16 protein-coding genes and 1 pseudogene are annotated in these 21472 nt (G+C 44.1%); all 17 read right to left on the bottom strand.

Translation table 11 applies throughout. The annotated features are described in order from the left end of the window. Positions 1 to 99 precede the first annotated feature (99 nt). The 17 genes and pseudogenes from ACBP55_RS16140 to ACBP55_RS16060 all read right to left on the bottom strand — a co-directional run bounded on the left by ACBP55_RS16140 (position 100) and on the right by ACBP55_RS16060 (position 21408). A complete protein-coding gene (locus tag ACBP55_RS16140; protein WP_464652774.1) occupies positions 100 to 1503 on the bottom strand; it encodes a UDP-N-acetylmuramoyl-tripeptide--D-alanyl-D-alanine ligase in 1404 nt (467 codons plus the stop codon). Further along, positions 1500 to 2987, bottom strand: a complete 1488-nt coding sequence (locus tag ACBP55_RS16135) for a UDP-N-acetylmuramoyl-L-alanyl-D-glutamate--2,6-diaminopimelate ligase (protein WP_464652773.1) — start codon at positions 2985 to 2987, stop codon at positions 1500 to 1502. Before ACBP55_RS16135 ends, ACBP55_RS16140 begins: the two co-directional genes overlap by 4 nt. Before the next feature lie 109 nt (positions 2988 to 3096). Then, positions 3097 to 5025 (bottom strand): stage V sporulation protein D, encoded by a 1929-nt coding sequence (locus ACBP55_RS16130; protein WP_464652772.1) that lies wholly within the window; start codon positions 5023 to 5025, stop codon positions 3097 to 3099. An 86-nt stretch (positions 5026 to 5111) separates the two neighbouring features. Continuing rightward, on the bottom strand, positions 5112 to 7394 hold the full coding sequence (locus tag ACBP55_RS16125; protein WP_464652771.1) for a penicillin-binding transpeptidase domain-containing protein: 2283 nt from the start codon (positions 7392 to 7394) through the stop codon (positions 5112 to 5114). 16 nt (positions 7395 to 7410) lie between these two features. Continuing rightward, positions 7411 to 7845, bottom strand: coding sequence for a cell division protein FtsL (ftsL2, locus tag ACBP55_RS16120; protein ID WP_029196523.1), 435 nt, complete (start codon positions 7843 to 7845; stop codon positions 7411 to 7413). Between the two features lie 122 nt (positions 7846 to 7967). Further along, complete coding sequence (gene rsmH, locus ACBP55_RS16115; RefSeq protein WP_464652770.1) at positions 7968 to 8918, bottom strand: 16S rRNA (cytosine(1402)-N(4))-methyltransferase RsmH; 951 nt, start codon at positions 8916 to 8918, stop codon at positions 7968 to 7970. Between the two features lie 51 nt (positions 8919 to 8969). Next, on the bottom strand, positions 8970 to 9407 hold the full coding sequence (gene mraZ, locus ACBP55_RS16110) for a division/cell wall cluster transcriptional repressor MraZ (protein WP_029196525.1): 438 nt from the start codon (positions 9405 to 9407) through the stop codon (positions 8970 to 8972). A 301-nt stretch (positions 9408 to 9708) separates the two neighbouring features. Then, positions 9709 to 10263: pseudogene (locus ACBP55_RS16105) on the bottom strand (DUF4349 domain-containing protein); the annotation flags it as partial. A gap of 645 nt (positions 10264 to 10908) precedes the next feature. Next, positions 10909 to 12171 (bottom strand): adenosylhomocysteinase, encoded by a 1263-nt coding sequence (locus tag ACBP55_RS16100; RefSeq protein ID WP_029196526.1) that lies wholly within the window; start codon positions 12169 to 12171, stop codon positions 10909 to 10911. 12 nt (positions 12172 to 12183) lie between these two features. After that, positions 12184 to 13818 (bottom strand): bacillithiol biosynthesis cysteine-adding enzyme BshC, encoded by a 1635-nt coding sequence (gene bshC, locus ACBP55_RS16095; protein ID WP_464652769.1) that lies wholly within the window; start codon positions 13816 to 13818, stop codon positions 12184 to 12186. A 144-nt stretch (positions 13819 to 13962) separates the two neighbouring features. Then, entirely contained in the window at positions 13963 to 14925 is a 963-nt protein-coding gene (locus tag ACBP55_RS16090) for an ABC transporter ATP-binding protein (RefSeq protein ID WP_464652768.1), read from the bottom strand. Continuing rightward, entirely contained in the window at positions 14918 to 15955 is a 1038-nt protein-coding gene (locus ACBP55_RS16085; protein WP_464652767.1) for an ABC transporter ATP-binding protein, read from the bottom strand. The genes ACBP55_RS16090 and ACBP55_RS16085 overlap by 8 nt, the downstream gene beginning before the upstream one ends. 13 nt (positions 15956 to 15968) lie before the next feature. Then, on the bottom strand, positions 15969 to 16901 hold the full coding sequence (locus ACBP55_RS16080; RefSeq protein ID WP_029196530.1) for an ABC transporter permease: 933 nt from the start codon (positions 16899 to 16901) through the stop codon (positions 15969 to 15971). 3 nt (positions 16902 to 16904) lie between these two features. Next, entirely contained in the window at positions 16905 to 17837 is a 933-nt protein-coding gene (locus tag ACBP55_RS16075) for an ABC transporter permease (protein ID WP_029196531.1), read from the bottom strand. Between the two features lie 106 nt (positions 17838 to 17943). Next, complete coding sequence (locus tag ACBP55_RS16070; protein ID WP_029196532.1) at positions 17944 to 19626, bottom strand: peptide ABC transporter substrate-binding protein; 1683 nt, start codon at positions 19624 to 19626, stop codon at positions 17944 to 17946. A 418-nt stretch (positions 19627 to 20044) separates the two neighbouring features. Further along, a complete protein-coding gene (locus ACBP55_RS16065; RefSeq protein WP_464652766.1) occupies positions 20045 to 20446 on the bottom strand; it encodes a DUF3397 domain-containing protein in 402 nt (133 codons plus the stop codon). 14 nt (positions 20447 to 20460) lie between these two features. Further along, a complete protein-coding gene (locus tag ACBP55_RS16060; RefSeq protein WP_464652765.1) occupies positions 20461 to 21408 on the bottom strand; it encodes a ketopantoate reductase family protein in 948 nt (315 codons plus the stop codon). Between the last annotated feature and the right edge of the window lie 64 nt (positions 21409 to 21472).

Below are 21472 nucleotides of genomic sequence, written 5' to 3'. Positions count from 1 at the left end.
GTTAATAAAATTGCGTTTTCCACGTTGGTTCCCCCTGCACGTTTTCGTCTTTCGAAAACGATCTACTGTTTCATCCTAAAATTTAATTACAAACGCCATCTAGGCGAGTAAGGCATTAACAACATGCTCGAGACGCATGCCTCGCGAGCCTTTAACGAGCACAAGGTCGTCGGCTCGTACCTCCGCAGCGAGCTCTGCCGCGAGCTGCTCTTTGTCATCGAAGGCGCGTACGCTCGCCTTCGGGAACCGCTCAGCCGCTTCATCCGCGATGCAGCGGCCGAGACGGCCGAACGTGAAGACATAGTCTACACGTTCCGGAGACAGCACCCGACCAATGCTGCGATGGAACTCCTCTTCGTGCTCGCCAAGCTCCAGCATGTCGCCGAGCACGAGGAACTTGCGACCGAAGCCGCGCAGCTGCTCGGTCAAATCGATCGCAGCCCGCATGGATGCCGGGCTGGCATTATACGCATCGTTAAGCACAGTCAGCCCTGAGGCTGCTGTCAGCTTCTCGATGCGCATGCTTGTCATCTGCAGCGAGCGAAGCCCCGCTGCAATTCCCTCAGGCGAGACGCCGAAGGCCTCGCCGACGGCAATGGCTGCTAACGCATTAATCACATTATGCGTGCCGAGCAAGGGAATGAACAATTCCGGGTAACCCGGTGAATTGATCTGGAAGTGCGCCCCGTCCGCATCCATCCGAATGTCGGTCGGGAACAGATCATTGCCCGCGCCGCTGCCAAAGCGAATGCGGATCAGCCCTTCTGGCAGGCTATCCGGCGACTCCGCGAGGGCCTGTTCAATCAGTGGTTCGTCGCCATTGTAGACGAACAAACCGCCGCTGGGCATTCCGCTAACGATCTCGGCCTTGGCCCGAGCGATTTCTTCCCGCGAGCCCAGCTGCAGCATGTGCGATTCGCCGATCATCGTAATGATCGACGCTTCCGGCTCGGCCAGATTGGATAGCAGCTCAATCTCGCCTCGTCCACTCATCCCCATCTCAACCACGGCGAATTGCGTGGTCTCCTCAAGCTCGAGCAGTGTGAGCGGTAAACCAATATGATTATTCAGGTTTCCCTTTGTCTTGTGCACTTGAAATGTGCTGCCCAGTACGGCAGCAACTAAATCTTTCGTCGTCGTTTTGCCATTGCTCCCAGTAATGCCAATAATGCGAACCGGCAGCTGCTCGCGATAAGACTTAGCCAACTGCTGCAAGGCGGTTAACGTATCCTTGACGCGAATGATGGGCATGCCTTCTGGGGGGTGAGGGTGGTCATCTTGCCATAAGGCAGCCGCAGCCCCTTTGCTGTAAGCCTCTGAGGCATAAGCGTGACCATCGAAATGGTCCCCGATCAGCGGCACAAACAGACTTCCAGGTCGTATAGTTCGCGTGTCGGTAGATATACCTTTTATTAAAATGTTCCTTGCAGCTGACTTCGGGAACACCTTCACACATTCAACGCCTAGCATGTCTGTCATTTGTTCCAACGTGCGCTCTATCATCGTCCTCTCCCCCTTATCGCAGCCTTAGCCACCAAGCGATCATCGAAATCATGCTTGACCCCCATGACATCCTGATACGTTTCGTGGCCTTTTCCCGCTATCAATATTACATCCTTAGGGCCTGCCCCTTCAATAGCCTTTTGTATCGCTTTTTTGCGATCCACGATTAATTCATACTGTTCCTTCGGGTAATTCACCTCTTTTAGACCAGGAACAATATCATCAAGAATGGCATCTGGATTTTCCGTACGCGGATTATCGGAAGTCACATACAAATAATCACTATATTTAGCCGTAACCTTACCCATTAGAGGACGTTTCGTTCGATCACGGTCACCGCCGCAGCCAAACACAGTGATTACCTTGCCTTCTGCAAAGTCACGTACCGTAGATAAGGCATTCTCTAGACCATCTGGGGTATGAGCATAGTCAACCAAGACTAAGTAATCCTGTCCCTCATTCACAACCTCCATACGCCCATCTACAACCGTAATATCTTCTAAACTATTCCGGATCGCTTCAAGGGGAATCCCTTCCGCCAGTGCCGCAGCAATGGACCCAAGAGCATTGTACACGTTAAATTTACCAACCAGCTTCATTCTGAAAAAAGCCTCTCCCGCAAAGGAAATAAGCTGAAATTCCGTGCCTTGGGCTGTAATTCGAATATTTGTCGCCCTTACATCACACTCGTTCTCTATACCATATGTAATAATTTGCGCAGCTGTGAGCTTGCTGAACGTATGTGATGCATCGTCATCCGCATTGAGAATAGCGTACTGACGCTCCTTAAGATCGGCTGAGAAACCATTTCCCAATCTAGAGAAGAGCAGTCCTTTTGCCGCAGCGTAAGCATCCATCGTTTGGTGATAATCCAAATGATCTTGTGTTAAATTCGTGAAAATACCCGAACGGAAATGAACGCCCTTCACTCGACCTAATTCCAAGGCATGACTGGACACTTCCATAATGCAGTAATCCGTCTTTTGCTCACACATCTGGCGGAAGCTACGCTGTAAATCGACGGCTTCTTGGGTTGTGCGCTCCATTTCCGTATAGGTATCGCCGATTTTCATTTGAATCGTTCCCATAAGACCCGTCGTAAAGCCTTGATCCCGCAATATTTTCTCGATCAAATAGGTCGATGTCGTTTTGCCATTCGTACCTGTAATACCAATTAATTTCAGTTCTTTGCTAGGATAGCCATAGAAATGGGCTGATAATGCCGCCATTGCATATCTCGCATCTTTCACAACAAGCTGAGGAATCGGCAAGTCAAGCACTCTTTCCGTTACAAGCGCAGAAGCCCCAAGCGCAATCGCTTTTGGGGCATAATCGTGACCATCTGCTGTCAGTCCAGGGATGCATAGAAACAAATCCCCTGTTTTGATTTTACGAGAGTCTGCTTCAATCCCAGTAATCTCTGTTTCAGCATCTCCATGTATGTGGGTAATGAGCAGTGCGGAAGCAAACTCCTGAAGTTTCATGAGCAACCCTCTCCTTAACGTTATTGCTACCTATTATTGACAATTTTATGCCAGTGGAAAAGCCAAACATGTCTTACTTGCAAATCTTTTTTCGAGCGAATCAACCATATTACTGCGGCGGCGCATTATTCGAGAGAAAAATGCGTATGGTTGACCCTTGGTCGACTCGTGAACCTGCCTTCGGCGCTTGACTAATGACATATTTGCCATTGCCGAACTTAGCCAGCCGGAAATTCATGTTCAGATCTTCTAATATATCATCAACGGAGGCTCCAACCAAGTCCGGCACCTCAACAACCGGTATTTCACCATAGCGATAGTCTTTATCAAGCTGGTTTTTATCCGGTTCGACTTTCATATATCGCAATGCATCAGCCATCATATTCTTCACAAGCGGCGCTGCAATCAGACCTCCAAATTGAATCCCTTGAGGATCATCAACAGCTGCATAGATGACAATCTTTGGATTATCGGCCGGTGCGAAGCCAATGAAAGACACAATATGCTCATCCGGCGAATAACGTCCGTTAATAACCTTTTGCGCTGTCCCAGTCTTCCCACCTACGCGATAGCCGTCAATAAACGCATTGCGTCCTGTGCCTTTTGCAACTACGCTTTCAAGCGCTTCGCGCACCTGCTTCGAAGTCTCCTCCGAGATCACATTGCGTACAAGCTCAGGCTCTACTACATCAACAATCTCACCCGTATCCGGATTCGTAAATGACTTTGCCACGTACGGTTTGAAAAGTCTTCCTCCGTTAATTGCCGCAGAGACAGCCGTAATTTGCTGAATCGGTGTGACGGATACCCCTTGACCGAATGCTGTCGTCGCAAGCTCAACTGGACCCACCTGAGACGGTTTAAACATAATTCCGTTTTCTTCGCCGCCGAGGTCAATTCCTGTCTTCTTACCAAAGCCAAACTTTGAAATGTAATCAAACAGCTTTTCCTTGCCTAGACGCTGTCCCATAACGACGAATCCGGGGTTACAAGAGTTTTGGACAACTTGCAGCATCGTTTCACTGCCATGACCGCCGCGCTTCCAACAGCGAAGTCTAGCTCCCCCAACCTCAATAAAACCAGGATCGTAAAATTGTTCATTTTTTAGATCAACCTTTTTTTCCTCAAGTGCTGCAGCTAGCGTAATAATTTTAAAAGTAGAACCTGGCTCATATGTTTTCCAAATCGGTAAGTTCCGGTTATAGGTTTCAGCCGGAAAATCCTTGTAATTGCCTGGTTCATAAGTAGGCCTGCTCCCCATGGCCAGGATTTCTCCGTTGTTGGGATCCATCATGATGGCAATAACATTTTGCGCTTTATACTGAACCATCGCCTGGTCCAATTCTCTTTCCAATACAGATTGCAGATGACTGTCAATCGTCAACTTCATATTGAGGCCGTCTTTGGGCTTCGTATAGGTATCCGTTGTCCCTTCCAGCGTTCTTCCTGCTGCATCCGTCATATAGGATATGCTTCCTGGTATACCAGTCAATTGACTGTTATATTTTGCCTCAATGCCTGTCAGCCCTTTATCTAATCCAGCAAAGCCAAGGATATGGGCCGCTAACGGTCCAAAAGGGTAATATCTTTTGTTATCTTCAGCTACCACAATACCTGGAAGATTCAGATATCGTACTTCTTGCGCTTTTTCAATCGTTATTTTGCGTCCAGAAGGCTTGATGTCATTTTGGGATGTTTTTTTTGTAATCTGTTTATAAATGTCATCTTCGTTCCCTTGCAGCACTTCAGCAAGTTTGGCCGCCGTGCTTCGGGCGTCTTGAATTTGAACAGGAATAGCCACAATCGTAGGTGTGCTCATACTGTAAGTCATCGTTATCCCATTGCGATCTTGAATCTCGCCTCGCTTGGGAGCAAACTCTATTTTTCTCCGCCAACTATCCTCTGCTTTATTCGCCAAGTCTTGTCCAATCCATAGCTGGACATAAGCTAGACGGAGAATAAGTGCTGTAAAGATGATAGTAGAAATGATGAGCGCAGTAAACAATCTGCGACGAACGGTAACGTTAGAAACACGCATGAACGTTCAGTCTCCCTTCCCAAATAAGTCAAGATCATTCCTAACATGACTATTCGGGACAAACAGGGGTTAGAACAAGCTCTCCATTAAGGTGTCTTTTTGGCTGTAGATCGCTGCGCATCTGTTTTCGTATTCGACGCTGGTGTTGGCGTTGGTGTAGGCGTTGCTGAACTTGCAGCTGCTGATTTATCGCTTAATGGTTTGAGCTGCAAAGTCACACTTCTCCCCTCGCCTTCCCCCGTAGTGGATTGATCTGAGACATATCCTTCACCAGAGGTTTGACAGTCTACTTTAAAAAAGGAGCAGGCTTCAACAGCATCTCGAAGTGATCTACCGACCAAGTTAGGAAGCGGCATTTCATCAACAGTTTGCATAGCAACATATATTCGTTGCGTAGATAAAATTTCAGTACCTGCTTTCGGAAATTGATCCACAACCTTGGCTCCTTTACCGAAAACTTCAATTGACAAACCGCTCTCCTTCGCTGTCGCTTTGGCGCTTTCTGCTGTCACTTCTGCAAAATTTGGCACAGAAAGCTTATTGGCTTCCTTCGCGACCATTTTGGTTTGCTTATTCGAAGCAACTCCCATATACTGCAGCGATTCTCCAACAATTTCTTTAAATGCAGGAGCTAATACCTGCCCTCCTAAGTGATAGTTACCGCCTAAATCAGGTTGATCGGCGATCAAAGTAACTAAGATACGAGGATTTTCAGCAGGAGCGTATCCAATAAAGGAAATCACCCATGTATCCGTGGAATACGTCTTTTCTCCAGGAAGGACTAAGTTAGCTGTTCCTGTCTTTCCTGCGACACGGTAGTCCTCCATAAAGGCAAGCTTGCCTGTACCAATATCTTGGTCTGATACAACTTGTTCTAAATATTCGGTGACCTGTTTAGCTGTCTTTTCACTTACGACTTGCCTAACCACTTGCGGCGCGAAAGATTGAATGCTTTTCCCTGTTTTCGGATCGACGATATCCTTTACAATGTGAGGCCACATCAATTTGCCGCCGTTGGCCATCGCTGCATAAGCGGCTGTTTGTTGAATGGCTGTAACAACGACCTTTCCTTGTCCATACGTCGCAGTTGCAAATTCAGATGGATATTTCATATCAATTAAACCGGAAACTTCATTCGGCATATCAATATTCGTTTTTTGATCGAACCCAAATTTCGTAATGTAGTCTTTCAGCTTAGGCGGAGTTAGTTTCTCATAACCCAATTTAACGAAGGCCACGTTACTTGAGCGCTTAAGACCGTCTAAGAAAGATATTTTCCCCCACCCAACGCGGTTATGGTCATGAAGCTCTCTATCTTCAACCTTAATACTGCCAGACTGGTACATTTCATTCGGATTAAATAAACCCTCTTCTACAGCAGCTGCTAGAGTAACAACCTTAAACGTAGATCCAGGCTCATAACGAGAAGCTATCGCATTATTTTTAAAATCACTTTGATCTTTAATCGTCCAATAGGTATTAGGGTTAAAAGTAGGCGTATTGGCCATTCCCAGAATTTCCATCGTTTGCGGATCAACAGCAATCGCCGTCAGGCTCTTCGGGTGCCACTTGTCATTTACTTTTGAGAGCGCGGTCTCCAAATAATACTGAATGTTTTTATCAATAGTGAGACGCACATTGTTTCCGTCTTGCGCTGGCTTGAAATTGATCTTGGAATCAGGAAGTTCAACGCCCTTCCCGTCCTTCTCGTAGCTCAACATTCCAGGAACCCCCTTAAGGGTTTGGTCTAGTTTAAGCTCTAATCCTATAGCCGCTTCGCCTTCTTTATTCGTATACCCTAGAATGTGAGAGGCTAACGTTTCACCTGGATAATAGCGTTTCTTATCTTCTAAAATAGTAATGCCTACGTTAGCTTTTGCGTTTAACTTGAGTTTTGTTTGAAGAGTTGAAATTAATGCACGTACTTTATCCGCCTTCTCTTTCTCAATCTTCCAACCTTCATTTCTAATCTCCGTATAGACCGCAAAATCCGTACCATCCGGCTTCATTTTTGTAACGCGATCACGGATTTTATTGACAAGCGTAGGCTTCGTTACATCCGATTCTTTCAAAATTTCCGCTAATCCTTGCGTAACATCCTCAGCGATTTTATAGCTATCAATCATTTTGGGATTAAGTGCAATGGTATACGACGTTGCTTCCACGGCGAGCACTTTATTGTTTCGGTCCAGGATTGATCCCCTTACCGGATTTATCGTCTTATCTGTTTCCCATCTCTTCTCGGCTTTGTCTAGCAACCACGAAGCTTCTACCACTTGAATCCAATAGACTTTAGATAGGAGGACAACAAAAAGAAGGGTGAAGAACCCTCCAATTAGCAAAGATCGCAACTTAATTTTTTTTGTCATATGAAATACCTGCCCATTACGGTTTAGAAGCTACTTTAGTATTTTTGCTATTGCTTGAACTTGATTTTGTTTTCTCTGGAGTGACTAAACTTACTTTCTTTTCATCTCCTAAATTAAACCCAAGCCGCACTGCCTCACCCTTCATACGTTCAGGACTTTGCAGCTTCTCTACTTCTTGCTTCAAAGCACTGTTCTGAGCTTGCATCTCACGAATTTCACTTTGCATTTTCAAGATATTAGCATTCATCTGATAAATGGCCGCGTAACGCCAGATAATAACGCCCGCCACAATGACACAAAGGATTACAGTGAATAAATAGAGCATTTTCTCTTGCGTCGGCAACGTTTTATTGCGATAAACGACCTTTGTTGTTTCTCTTATTTTCACTTTAGGTGCTGGGGCCGAACGTTTTGGATCAAGAGCCAAATTGCCTTGGATGTAAGATGGCATACTTTATTTCCTCCCTTGTGCTTATTTGGGGCCCTCTCAAAGTAATAGGAATAAGCTTCAGAGCTTGTCTTCACTTTGTGGGGTAATATAGGGATCTTTGATCGGAGATCAAAGTCTCACCTTTAAAGCTTTTCAGCGATTCGCAGCTTCGCAGATCTTGCCCTTTGATTGACTTCAAGCTCATGTTCACTTGGTAAAATTGGTTTTCGTGTTACTAATTTGACAACTCCGGTCTTCTCGCAAACGCAAAATGGAAGATCCGAAGGACAGGTACATTTTTCAACGTTTTTCACAAAAAATTGTTTGCATATGCGATCTTCCAGTGAGTGGAAGGTAATTACAGCAACTCTGCCTTGAGGGGCTAGGCAACGGAGTGATTGCTCCAATGCTTCTTCAAAAGCTCCTAGTTCATCGTTCACCGCGATACGCAGTGCTTGGAAACTTCGCTTCGCTGGGTGGCCGCCGGTCCTTCTTGCTGCTGCAGGGATACCTTCCTTGATCAGCTCTACCAGCTCGCCAGTCGTTTCAATCGGTTGTTTGGTCCGAGCTTCCACAATGACGCTTGCGATCCGCCTCGAAAACTTCTCTTCGCCATATTCAAACAAAATTCGCGCAATTTTGTCAGCAGGCCACTCATTAACGATCGTTTTGGCGGTTAATTCCGCCCTACGATCCATCCTCATGTCGAGCTCTGCATCATGGTTGTAGCTGAAGCCTCGATCCCCATCATCCAGTTGAGGAGATGACACGCCAAGATCGAAGAGTATCCCATCTACCTGCGGTTTGCCATCTCGAAGTGCTCTAGGCTCATTCTGGAGTACCTGCTCAAGCTCTCTGAAATTGCTTTTTACTATTTTTACGCGATCCAGGTAAGGCGCTAACACGGTTTGAGCATTAGCTAAAGCGACATCATCCTGGTCTAGAGCAATTAGCAAGCCGTTTGGACCTAACTTAGAAGCAATCAGGGAACTATGCCCTGCTCCTCCCATCGTACAATCCACGTAAACGCCATCCGGCTTTATATGTAAACCTTCAACAGATTCTTCCTTTAGTACCGTCACATGATGAAACACTTGGTGTCCTCCTAAAAGTTTTGCCTTGGCAAAACTGACTTCGTAAAGCCTCTATAAATCAAAATTAAAATCGACGAGTTTCTCAGCTATTTCATTGAATGACTGTTCGGATTCATTGGCATAGCTTTCCCAAATTTGCTTGCTCCAAATCTCAACTCGGTTGGAAACACCGATAACCACACAATCCTTCTCAAGTTTGGCGTGATCCACGAGGTTACCTGGAATGTTCGCTCTACCTTGTTTATCGAGGTCACACTCCGTCGCACCGGAGAAGAAAAAGCGAGTGAAGGCACGCGCATCTGATTTCATTAGCGGCAGTGCTTTGAGCTTCTGCTCGAGTATCGCCCATTCCGATTGCGGATAAACGAATAAGCACTGATCCAGACCGCGGGTGATGACAAATGAGTCGCCGAGGGCTTCACGAAACTTGGCCGGGATGATCATTCGGCCTTTTTCGTCGATGCTATGTTGATATTCACCCATGAACATAGCATGGCGCCCCCTTTTCCTCCACTTTGTACCACTTTCCACCACATTTGAATCAATATTCGCTAAAAATAAAAGAAATCCTGCTACGAGAGCAGGATTTTCAAAATTATTTTCAATTTTAGGTCTATTCTGCGTCTTTTGCTCCTTGTTTCTCATCTTCAAGTGCGTTTAAAGAAGCATTTTGCTCTTTGAGCTGTAATCGCATCTCTTTCAGTTCTTTATTTCTTTTGCGTCTGAATACCCAGATCGGTACGCCAATCAACAGGCAAATGATGAGAACCGGAAATGCAGCAGCTAGGAAAACGAGAATACCTTGCATGACAGCAACTAGTACATTTAGGCTAGAATTCCATGCTTTTTGAATGCGTTCCTCTAGTGTTAACTTATTAGGATCAGACAACAGCGGCTTATTACCCGTTTGTTGATACATACGAAGCTCTATCGTCGAGTACGAGACATTTTGATCCAAATATCTGATCCGACCCTTTATCTGTTCAATCGTTTCCTGTACTTTAGATAGCTCGTTTGAGAAAGCAAGCAGCTCATCCGTTTTTGAAGCCTTCTCCATAAAACCCAGTAGTCTGGTTTCTACCATTTGTTTTGCTTTGAGGCGTGAATTAAGATCCACATATTCCTCCGTGACGTCCTGACCTTGAACGTTCCTTTGGAGCGACGGGCTCATCTTCTCCAAGCCATCTAGCAAGGAGACAAACCCATTGGCTGCGACTTTTATCGTGTATGTCCCGCCACGTTCCCCTGTATTCGCATTTTCCGAAAACTGCAGAATGTAAGCTCCGCTAAGAGCTACCAGGTCCCGGAGGGCTGTCTGAGCCTTGCTGTAATCATCTACAGGCATGACTAAGTTAGCTCGGTAGATTAACTTACGATTAAATCCCGCTGCTTCATCGCTGCCCGTTGCTGGCATGACCGTGATCGGTGCATTTTTTACTTCCGTAGGCGCTAGCTCTGCGGTTTTCCCTCCAGCTGCAGCAGCTGGAGCAGCGGACTTAGCGTCATGCGAAGATTCTGTCTTTACTGCGTCGCTCGTCGCAGCCATGTTCATGTCTTTGGATAAAGCCGCTGACGAGTCACTTTTTGATGAACTACAGCCTGATAGTAGACTAATTACTAACATGCATGTTGCTAACAGGAGAGAAAGCTTCCGCTCAAAGCTTTTCCACTTAGTTTTGTTAGCATCCATACTGCGGCGCATGAACCTATCGTTTTCTTTGCTATTCAAGACCCCCATCTTGCCAACCCCTCGCTACCAAATATAGGTTATACACCCTATAAACGGGGGTTGACTTGAAAAGGTTGCAAACCGCCGAGTCACATCAACAAATAATTGTTGATGTGACTCGGCTAATCCGCAGCCAATAACAAATCCTTTTTTTTAGTCATACCGCAAAAAAGAAAAAACCTTCCAACCCACTCTAAAAGTGGTCTGAAAGGTTCTCCAAGGCTCTTGAAGCTCGCCCAAGCTCCAAAAGGCTCCTCAATCTTAATGCTCCGCCCAGCTGTCCAAGTACATCTTCTGCTCTTCTGTCAAAGAGTCAATACTAGTTCCAAGGGATTCCAACTTGAATCGTGCTACTTGCTCATCCAGCACATAAGGAACATTAACAACAGTTTTGCCTAATTTCTTGTACTCATCATTTACATATTTAAGGGACATAGCTTGCAGCGCAAACGTCATATCCATAATTTCGGCCGGATGACCATCGCCTGCAGCCAGGTTAACTAAACGTCCTTCAGCAAGAATGTATACTTTGCGACCGTCTGTTAGTTGGTACTCTTCAATATTGCGTCGTACGGTACGCTTGGAAGAAGACATTGCTTCAAGTTCCGGTTTGTTTACTTCAACGTCAAAGTGGCCTGCATTCGAGAGAATCGCGCCATCTTTCATTACTTTGTAGTGCTCTCCACGAATCACATCACGGTTACCCGTAACCGTTACGAAGAAATCGCCCAATTTCGCCGCTTCCAGCATTGGCATTACAGCAAAGCCATCCATGTAGGCCTCGACACCTTTAATTGCATCAATTTCTGTTACAATTACATTCGCGCCCAACCCTTTAGCACGCATTGCCACACCTTTGCCACACCAGCCATAACCGACAACAACAACCGTTTTACCAGCTACAACCAAGTTGGTTGTACGGTTGATGCCATCCCAAACGGATTGACCCGTTCCATAACGATTGTCGAACAAGTATTTACAGAAGGCGTCGTTAACTGCAACCATCGGGAATTCAAGCTTGCCTTCTTTCTCCATCGCTTTCAGACGAAGAATACCTGTTGTTGTTTCTTCTGCTCCGCCGCGAACTTGTACAGCCAAATCTTTCCGTTCGGAATGAAGAATGGAAACCAAATCGCCGCCATCATCAATGATAAGGTCAGGCTTCGTTTCGAGCGCTTTAATCAGCAGTTCTTTGTATTCTTCCGGACTCGGATTGTATTTCGCAAAAACGGTAATACCGTCCTCAACCAGCGCTGCACAAACGTCATCTTGGGTAGATAGCGGATTGCTGCCCGTAATTACTACTTCAGCTCCACCGGCTTTTACTACTTTAGCTAAATAGGCTGTTTTCGCTTCTAAATGCAAGGAAATAGCAACTTTCAAGCCTTTAAATGGCTGCTCTTTCTCAAATTGCTCACGAATACGATTCAAAACAGGCATGTGAGCCTGAACCCAATCAATTTTCAAGTGGCCTTCAGGTGCCAGTGTTATATCAGCAACAATACTTTTTTCTACAGTTGTCATCTTCGTTTCCTCCTATAAATAATAAATACGATGCAAACCGTCCACAGGAATCGGCGTCTCAACTAAATCTCGGAGCCATTCATTCCCATACCGATTCATATAAGCACACCCATTATACACTCTTTCTTGCGGCTTGGCGAACGGTAATATCGTTAGTCTTATGCGTTCTAATTGTCGCAACGACGCATCGAATTGCGTCTTATAAGCTTCTCCTGCTTTATTGCGCAAAAATTCGATTTGCTCCAGGATTTTCGCCATGTTCGTTTCTCCCAGCTTTTTTACCCCGGGGTTGATCGCGGCAAGGGATTCCACAAGCGGTGCGTAGTTCACACTAAAATCGGATTTTACGGCTTCGAAGCGCTCATTCAAACGCAATGTATCTTGCGCATCCAGCCATTCTTGCTTCTTGTGCTCATAGCGCTCAAGAACGTCCTCAAATGTAAAACCATACTTGATCATTTGCTTCTGAACTGTACCCTCAATCAATGTAAACTCCATACGCGGTGCAATGATCGGCATTTTCATGCCAAACTGTTCAAAAGCATGCTTCGTAAGCGACCAATATGCAATCTCCCCTGGCCCTAATACAGTAGCGAGAACAGGGAATAAAAATTCTTGCATGAGAGGCCGCGACATCACGTTATTACTCAAATTCTCAGGCGATGTTAATGCTAAATCTTGAAGCTGCTGACTAGTATAATTATGGTCCTTCTTCTTATCTGTAAAATGTTCACCTTCACGATGCAGCAGCAGCCGCTGTCCATCTGCAAAAACAAACAAATTTGCTCCGTCTTTGCTTATTTCCGCTTGACTCTCATATCCTGCCTGCTGGGCAGCATCCTGACTCTTCAGTAAAGACCCCGAGAACGCCTCATTCTTCAGGATCAGCTTCTCAAACATAGACGATTCCAAAGCTCGAAGGGAAGGTTCATCAGAATCTATAAGGACAAGCCCGTATTCCCCAAATAGGACGGCCATCCAACGAGCAAACGCATCAGATAATGTTGCCCCATCCTCTGTTGTTCCTTCTAGCTTAGCCATTAGCGAAGCTTTAAACTCTGTATCCATCAGTGATTGATCTAACGCCGTCAAGGCCTCTTTCCATGCATCAGGTTCAATAGGCAGCCTACTGACAGATGTACGTCGCCCTGTCGGATGATCAACCTTGATTTTCTCAATTTGTTGAGTATTCGATAGCGTATACGCATGGTTAACTTCATCGAAATCATGATCCTCACCTGCGATCCAAAAGATCGGAACAACCGGGCGTTGCAATTTCCCACTCCATTCACGAGCCAATTGAACAATGGTAATGGCTTTGTACAAAACAAGCAGCGAACCGCCGAACAATCCGGCCTGTTGTCCACCAACAATGGCAAGTGTACGCTTATCAGCCAATGCTGAGATTTGGTCAAATGCAGCCTGTGCATTCCCTATTCGCTCATTATAATTCTGTAAAACTTGCACCAAGTGCCCTCGATCAACTTGAGGCGAAGCCTTTGGTTCGTCTAACCATTGCACTCGGGACTGCCAGTCTTCCATGTTCCCAAAATGGTAAGGAAATAAAGCTTTAGCTTTATCCGTTTGAGCTATGTAATCTTCCGCTAACTTCTGATTTTTCTTCCAATGAAAAGTTTCCATTTGCATACGCGACTAGTGTCTCCTCTTCATACCAAATAAAACGACTATACTTTGATTGTACACGTAAGGTCAGCAATCGTCAAAACTGTATTTTTAAAAATTACAATTGAACATTAAAAAGCCGCCCCCTGCGGGGACGGCTGGATAATTTTAATACAAATGACAAGCTACGAAGTGATTTGGTTCCACTTCTTTGGATGGCGGCATCGATTCCGCACACTGCGGCATTGCTTGTGGGCAGCGTGTGCGGAACGGACATCCGCTAGGCGGATTAAGCGGACTTGGTACATCACCTTGTAGAATGATGCGCTCACGTGTACGCTCAATTTCCGGATCTGGGATCGGAATCGCAGAAAGCAGTGATTGTGTGTAAGGATGAAGCGGCTTCGCGTAAAGAGCATCAGACGTCGTCACCTCAACGAGGTTACCAAGGTACATAACGCCGATTCGATCGGAAATATGCTTAACCATCGCCAAATCATGCGCGATAAATAAGTAAGTCAAGCCCATTTCCTTCTGTAATCTCTTGAACAGGTTTACAACCTGTGCCTGTACAGAAACGTCCAATGCAGAAATCGGCTCATCCGCAATAATAAATTTCGGCTCAATTGCAAGCGCACGGGCAATCCCAATACGTTGACGCTGACCACCGGAAAATTCATGAGGGAAACGGTTGGCATGCTCATCGTTCAAACCAACAGCGCGAAGCAATTCCATGACGCGCTCTTTACGTTTAGCACCTTTGTACAAACCATGAATATCAATACCTTCAGCAATGATATTTCCAACCGTCATACGAGGGTTCAACGAAGCGTAAGGATCTTGGAATACCATTTGCATATTCCGATTAAAGTCTTTCAACTTCTTCCCCTTCAACTTATGAACATCTTCACCGTCGAAAATAACTTCGCCTTCCGTTGCATCATAAAGCTTGATAATCGTTCTACCTGCCGTCGATTTCCCACATCCGGATTCTCCTACGAGACCAAATGTTTCACCGCGGTTAATTTCTATGGAGAAATTGTCAACAGCTTTCAATACTTTGCCGTTACCAAGATTGAAATGCTTCTTCATATTCCGAATTTGTAAAATAGGTTGATTAGATTTAGACATGTTGATGACCTCCCACTCCTACAGGACGTTCAACCTTCGGTGCATCTGGGTGCAACAGCCAGCAAGCGGCACTGTGTGTCTCAGAAAGCGATGTATGCTCTGGATCTTCTTCCAAGCAATGATTCATCGCATATGGACATCTCGCTGCGAAAGCACACCCTTTTGGAGGTGCGAATAGATCTGGCGGCGTACCTGGAATTGGTACAAGCTCTTCATTACTATTCGTATCCAAACGCGGCACTGAACGAAGCAAGCCCCATGTATATGGATGCTGCGGCTCATAGAAAATTTCATCTACTGTACCTTGCTCAATAATTTTTCCAGCATACATAACAACAACACGCTGTGCCATATCAGCAACGACACCAAGGTCATGCGTAATTAAGATAATAGATGAGTCCGTTTTTACAGAAATCGTCTTCATCAAATCAATAATTTGCGCTTGAATCGTTACGTCTAGAGCCGTTGTTGGCTCATCTGCAATAAGCAGTTTCGGCGAGCAAGCAAGCGCGATAGCAATCATAACACGTTGACGCATACCACCGGAGAGCTCATGCGGATATTGATGAATACGGCCCTCTGGGGAGTTAATCCCTACAAGCTTAAGAATTTCAATGGCTCTCTCTGTTGCAGCCTTTTTGTTCAAACCTTCATGTTTGATCAAACCTTCAGTGATTTGATCGCCGACTTTCATCGTCGGATTCAAAGAAGTCATCGGATCCTGGAAAATCATACCCATTTCGGATCCACGAATTTTCTCCATTTGTTTGTTGGAAAGTTTGGTAATATCCAATTTCCCGTCAAACATGATAGAACCGCTTTTTATATAACTAGGCGGAGTAGGAATTAAACGCATGAGCGTTTGTGCCGTAACGGACTTACCGCAGCCGGATTCACCTACAATCGCCAACACTTCACCTTTTTTCAAAGAAAAAGATACGCCGCGAACAGCTTGAACTTCCCCAGCATACGTCCGGAAAGAAACTCTCAAATCTTTTACTTCAAGTAAATTGTTATTGGTGCTCATCATTATTCACCCCTTCTTACTTGCGCATTTTTGGATCAAGCGCATCACGAAGCCCGTCGCCGAGTAAATTGAAGCTTAATAGAATCAAGCTGAAAACAATAGTCGGGAAAATCAGGCGATGCGGATATAAACGGATATAGTTGGCGCCGTCAGATAGCAAGTTACCCAGCGATGCAAGCGGCGGTTTAACACCAAGACCAATGAAGCTAAGGAACGCTTCAGTAAAGATAGCGGCTGGAACAACAAAGGTAATTTGCACGATGATGATACCTAACGCATTAGGAATCAAACTGCGCATAATAATTCTCATTGGAGATGCACCAAGTGTACGTGATGCAAGCACGAACTCTTGCTCTTTCAACGTGAGCATTTGACCGCGCACCAAACGTGCCATTGGAACCCAACCCGTTATTGCCATAGCCAAAATAATAGATGAAATACCGGAACCGATAACCATAATGAGTAGAATCGCGATCAACAAGAAAGGAATCGCATAGACGATTTCAATCGTACGCTGCATTACTTCATCAACTTTCCCGCCATAGTACGCAGAAATACCACCATAAAGAACACCGATAACCAAATCAATTAAAGCTGCAATAATCCCGATAAATAAGGAGATACGTGTTCCCCACCATACACGGGTCCAAAGATCGCGGCCAAAGTCGTCTGTACCGAACCAGTGTTCACCACTTGGAGCCACATTTTTTACTTTTAAGTTTTGCGTCTGATAATCGTAGCTTGAAACAAAAGGTACAATAATCGCTAATACGATCAAGGCAACCAATATAATTAAGCCAGCCATAGCCAGTCTATTTTTCTTAAGTCGTCTCCATGCGTCCTGCCAATAATTGAGCGAAGGTCTAACAATTTTTTCGCCAGTTAAAGATTTATTTGAAACGGGAGCAAACTTGTAGTTATTCTCAGTTGCATTATTTGGTGTTTGCATGATTTATTTCCCGCCTTTCCCAAGACGAATTCTAGGGTCTACAAAGCCATACACTACGTCTGTGATAAAGATTACTAAGATAAGAATACTTGAATAGAAAATCGTTAATCCAGAGATCATGGTGTAATCGTTGGAATAAACGGATGATACAAAGTGCTTACCCAAGCCTGGCACGGAGAAAATTTGTTCAACTACTAGCGTACCTGTGATTACGTTTACAAATATTGGACCAATAATCGTGATAACTGGTAGGATAGCATTTCTAATCGTGTGCTTAACAACAACAGTAAAATTGGTTAAACCTTTGGATTTGGCAGTCTTAATATAATCCTGGTTGAGTACGTCCAACATAGATGTACGCATTAAGCGTGCCAAAATGGCAATCGTTCCGAAAGAAAGCGCAAGCGCTGGTAAAACTCGATAACTTGGACCTTTCCATAAACCTGCAGGAAGAATACCCCATTTTACACCGATATAATAAGAAAGCAATGGACCAAGAACAAAGGATGGGATAGATACACCCAGAATCGCGATAAACATTGCCGTGTAATCGCCTGCTTTATTATGCTTCAAGGAGGCAATAATCCCTAAAGTAAGACCTGCAATAATAGCAATAGCGATAGAGATCAACCCGAGTTCTAGTGAAGAAGGAAATGCTTGTTTGATAATATCAGTAACTTTGTGAGCAGGGAATTGAAAGGAAGCTCCTAGATCGCCATGGATGATGTTGTTCATGAATGTCAAGTATTGTTCCCATAGTGGCTTATCTAAGCCGTATTGCTTCATCAGCATCTCTTTCGTAGCCTTAGGAATCTTTTCGGCGCCTTCTCCTAGTGGATTACCTGGTAAGTTTTTCATCAATACGAATGTGAATGATGCAATAAGCCATAACGTAATAAGCGCATATAAGAAACGGCGAAGAATGAACTTAACCATAATGCTCCTCCTTTATTAAAATTAAACTGCTGAGAAATTTAGAAGAGGCCGCTCCCACGAGGTGCGAACGGCCCCTTCTGCAACAACTTAAATAGGAATCTTTAGATTACTTAATTGAAGTCCATTTCAATTCCCATTCTTGACCAAATGATGGAAGAATCAAACCATTAACTGAAGGCTTTTTCAAGTAAGCACGAGTACGGAAGTAAAGTGGTGCTACACCTTGATCATCCATCAGGATTTTCTCAGCTTCAATCATAGCTTTCGCACGTTTGGAAGGATCAATTTCTGTTTGAGCTTGCTTAACTAGTGTATCATATTGCGGGTTGCTGTAGTCGCCTTCATCAAACTCTCCGCCAGTTACCCACATATCCAAGAATGTCATTGGATCGTTGTAATCCGCTCCCCATAGGGAAAGAACGATATCAAAGTCATGTTTGGAAGACAACTCGATACGCAATGCATGCGGAACTGGGTTCGCTTCTGCTTCGTATCCAAGGTTTTGTTTCCATTGCGCAAGGATGAACTCAAGTGATTTTTTCGCAGTTTCTGTATCATCCGCGTTCACTTTCATTTTTGGAAGAGCTGTTAAACCAGCTTCTTTCAAACCTTCAGCAAGCAATTGTTTTGCTTTAGCAGCATCGAACTTAGGTTGAGTATCGCCTGCAGATTTACGGAAGTCGCCGCCCGCACCGTCAGAAGTACCGCCAGGCACTAAACCTGTGGAAGCTACGGAACCGTTAGCAAGAACTGTATCTACGTAAGCTTGACGATCGATTGCCATACCTAGAGCTTGACGAATTTTCTTGTTAGCCAAGGCAGGAACTTTTTTCGTTTGGTACATTAGGTAAGAGTTAGTCAACTCAGGTTTAGGCAAGTTATCTGGTTTACCTGCATAAAGTTTAAGTTGATCGCGGTTGATTTCAGCCAAATCAGCTGCATCTGTTTCGTATAGGTTAAGTCCTGTATTTGTATCTTTTACGATATTGACAGTTGCTTTCGTAAGCTTAACGTTAGCAGCATCCCAATATTTTTCGTTTTTAACAAGTTCCAATGTTTGGCCATGATCCCATTTGCTTAAAATAAATGGACCTGCACCAATAACTTTATCTGCTTCTGCTCCATATTTATCACCAGCTTTTGTAACGAAATCTTCTCTTTGTGGCAAGAAAGTTCCGAACGCAAGCATTTGTGTAAAGAAGGTAACTGGTTTCTCAAGTTTAATTTCAAGTTGTTTGTCGCTAATTGCTTTTACGCCAAGAGCATCTTGAGCTTTTTTAACATCTTCAGGTGTTTTTGCTTTCGTTACAGCTTCTCCACCTTTAATCCAAGCTACTACGAAACTATATTGCCCTTTTGTTGCTGGATCTAATGTACGTTTGAAAGAATAAACGAAGTCTTGTGCTTTTACTGGTTGACCATCTGACCAGTTCGCATTGTCGCGAATGTCGATTGTGTAAGTTAGACCGTCAGCAGAAATTTTAGGGAAATCTTTTGCAAGTCCAGGAGTCGCTTTGCCGTCTTTGTCAGTACGATAAAGACCTTCATTAAATGCGCTAATGAATGTGAAAGCAGCATTAGCAGTTGCTTTGGAGCTATCCATAACAGGTGGCTCTGCAGTAAAGTTGATTTTAATTTCTTGCGGTTTGTTAGATGCCGCAGGAGCTGTTGTACCTTTAGTATCCCCAGTTGGTGATGCTGTTGGTTCTTCTTTTTTGGCACAACCAATTGCCACACTACCCATAAGCGTTAATGCTACTGCTGTAGAAACCCATTTTGTCGCTTTCATATAAACTCCTCCTTTAAAATATGTATCTAAACATCTATGGTTAGGTGTTTTTGATAGTTTTACTTACATAAACCTTACACCTTTAACCCAAAAATAAATGAAACCGCTTCACACATGTTAGTATATCTGACTCCAACCTCTGGTAAAAAAATTTACTAGACTCTACGCAAGGAATTATAACATATAACCATGCTTTGTCCAGAACTAATTTTCATTCTCATTCAACTAAGATAAAATTTTAATTCACCTTTATTAAAATAATATGAAGAAAAAGGTCCTTTACGGTTTCTAATTATACAACCATCGGTCAATAAAATCTAGACGGATTTCATTGTTATTTTCTACAATTCTTAAATAAATATTACAAACATACGCTAATAATTGATTTATTCACATTTTTTCCACAAAATCGTCTTGACTAGGTCGAAAATATATAGCTTTTCCCGATATGCAGAAAAAATAACAGGATGTAAAGTGCTGATAGACCCAGAAAACTAAGTCTCCAAACTACCCTGCTGACCTTTAATAATTCGGTTTTTCCTTTCAAATGCGTCTGATAACCACCAATGATCCCAAAAGCGATAAGCAGCACGAGCGCAATTAGCCAGAAACCAAAATTCGTATGAAATAATTGATTCCACATCAATGAAACGGAGCCTAGTAGAAATAACGTCGTCACGTCCATGGTTAGTCTCGTTGTCATCTTCTTATCTCTAAGAAACATAAAAACAAGAAACCACAAAAGGATAAACGTAATAAACGGCGCCACAGCTAAGACCGCATATATCGTAGAAATCCAACTGGCTAACACATTCATCATTAAGAATCACCTGCTTATTCTAGGGCTTTCACTAATTGGTACACAGTTTGGTGCGTCGGAATCTGAAGATTTAATTCGTTTGCCATTTTTACTAGACTTCCATTAATATGATCGATCTCAGTTCGTCTGGAATGTTCAATATCCTGAAGCATAGAAGAATGATTTAAGCTTGTGGCTTCACAAACGCTAAGCAGCGTGTCCCATAGTTCATCAGGCAGGATAATCCCTTTGGCAGTCGCCACCATACGAGTTTCTTGATAAAGGCTATTCATAAGTGAGCGCGTCCATGGTGAAAGCAGCAAATCTCCGTTCTTTACACGCAAAATTGCTGTAAGCGGATTAATTACTGCATTTATCGTCAACTTGCTCCAAATCCTTACATCCATGTTCTTCGACATCATTGTTTGAAATCCTGCCTTCTCAAGCATCTTAACAAACAAAATATGTGTTGAATTTACAAAATGATTCGAATCTCCCCTATTTCCTATATAAGTGACACCATGTCCTGTATGAGTAACGGCTGTTAAGCCCTCACGTCTAGCCCCTTCTGTCGTTACAGCGAACAATAAGCGCTCCCGCCCAAGCTCCTCACCTAATCTCACTTCGTGCCCAATTCCATTCTGGAAGCTTATTAAATAAGTGTCTTTAGACATTTGAGACTTCAATTTGTTTATTAGTTCTTGTGTAATGGCAGGCTGTTTGACCATAAGAAATATGTAATCCAAATCATGTAAAGCTGAATTAGTCGTTTCTACTTCTTCTATATAGTAGTGAAAATTTATGACCCCGCCACGAGTAGTCCTAACTAGCTCGGCAGCTCCAACCAATTCAATTCCCTTATGAGCTAACTCATCTGCTTGTTCTTTTGATCTTGCAATGACGGTCATATGTTCACATATAGCAGCTAACTTGGCAGCGAATAGCAACCCTAAGGAGCCAGCACCAACAATCATGATGCGCATCTCGTTTCCCCCTTTACATAACATTCTCATTATACAACAAAAAAGCCCCAGTCCAAGGGTTCTC

The sequence above is a fragment of the Paenibacillus sp. WG02 genome (assembly GCF_055396115.1).
Note: the sequence above shows the minus strand (reverse complement) of the source record. Positions and strands in the feature narration are given on the sequence as shown.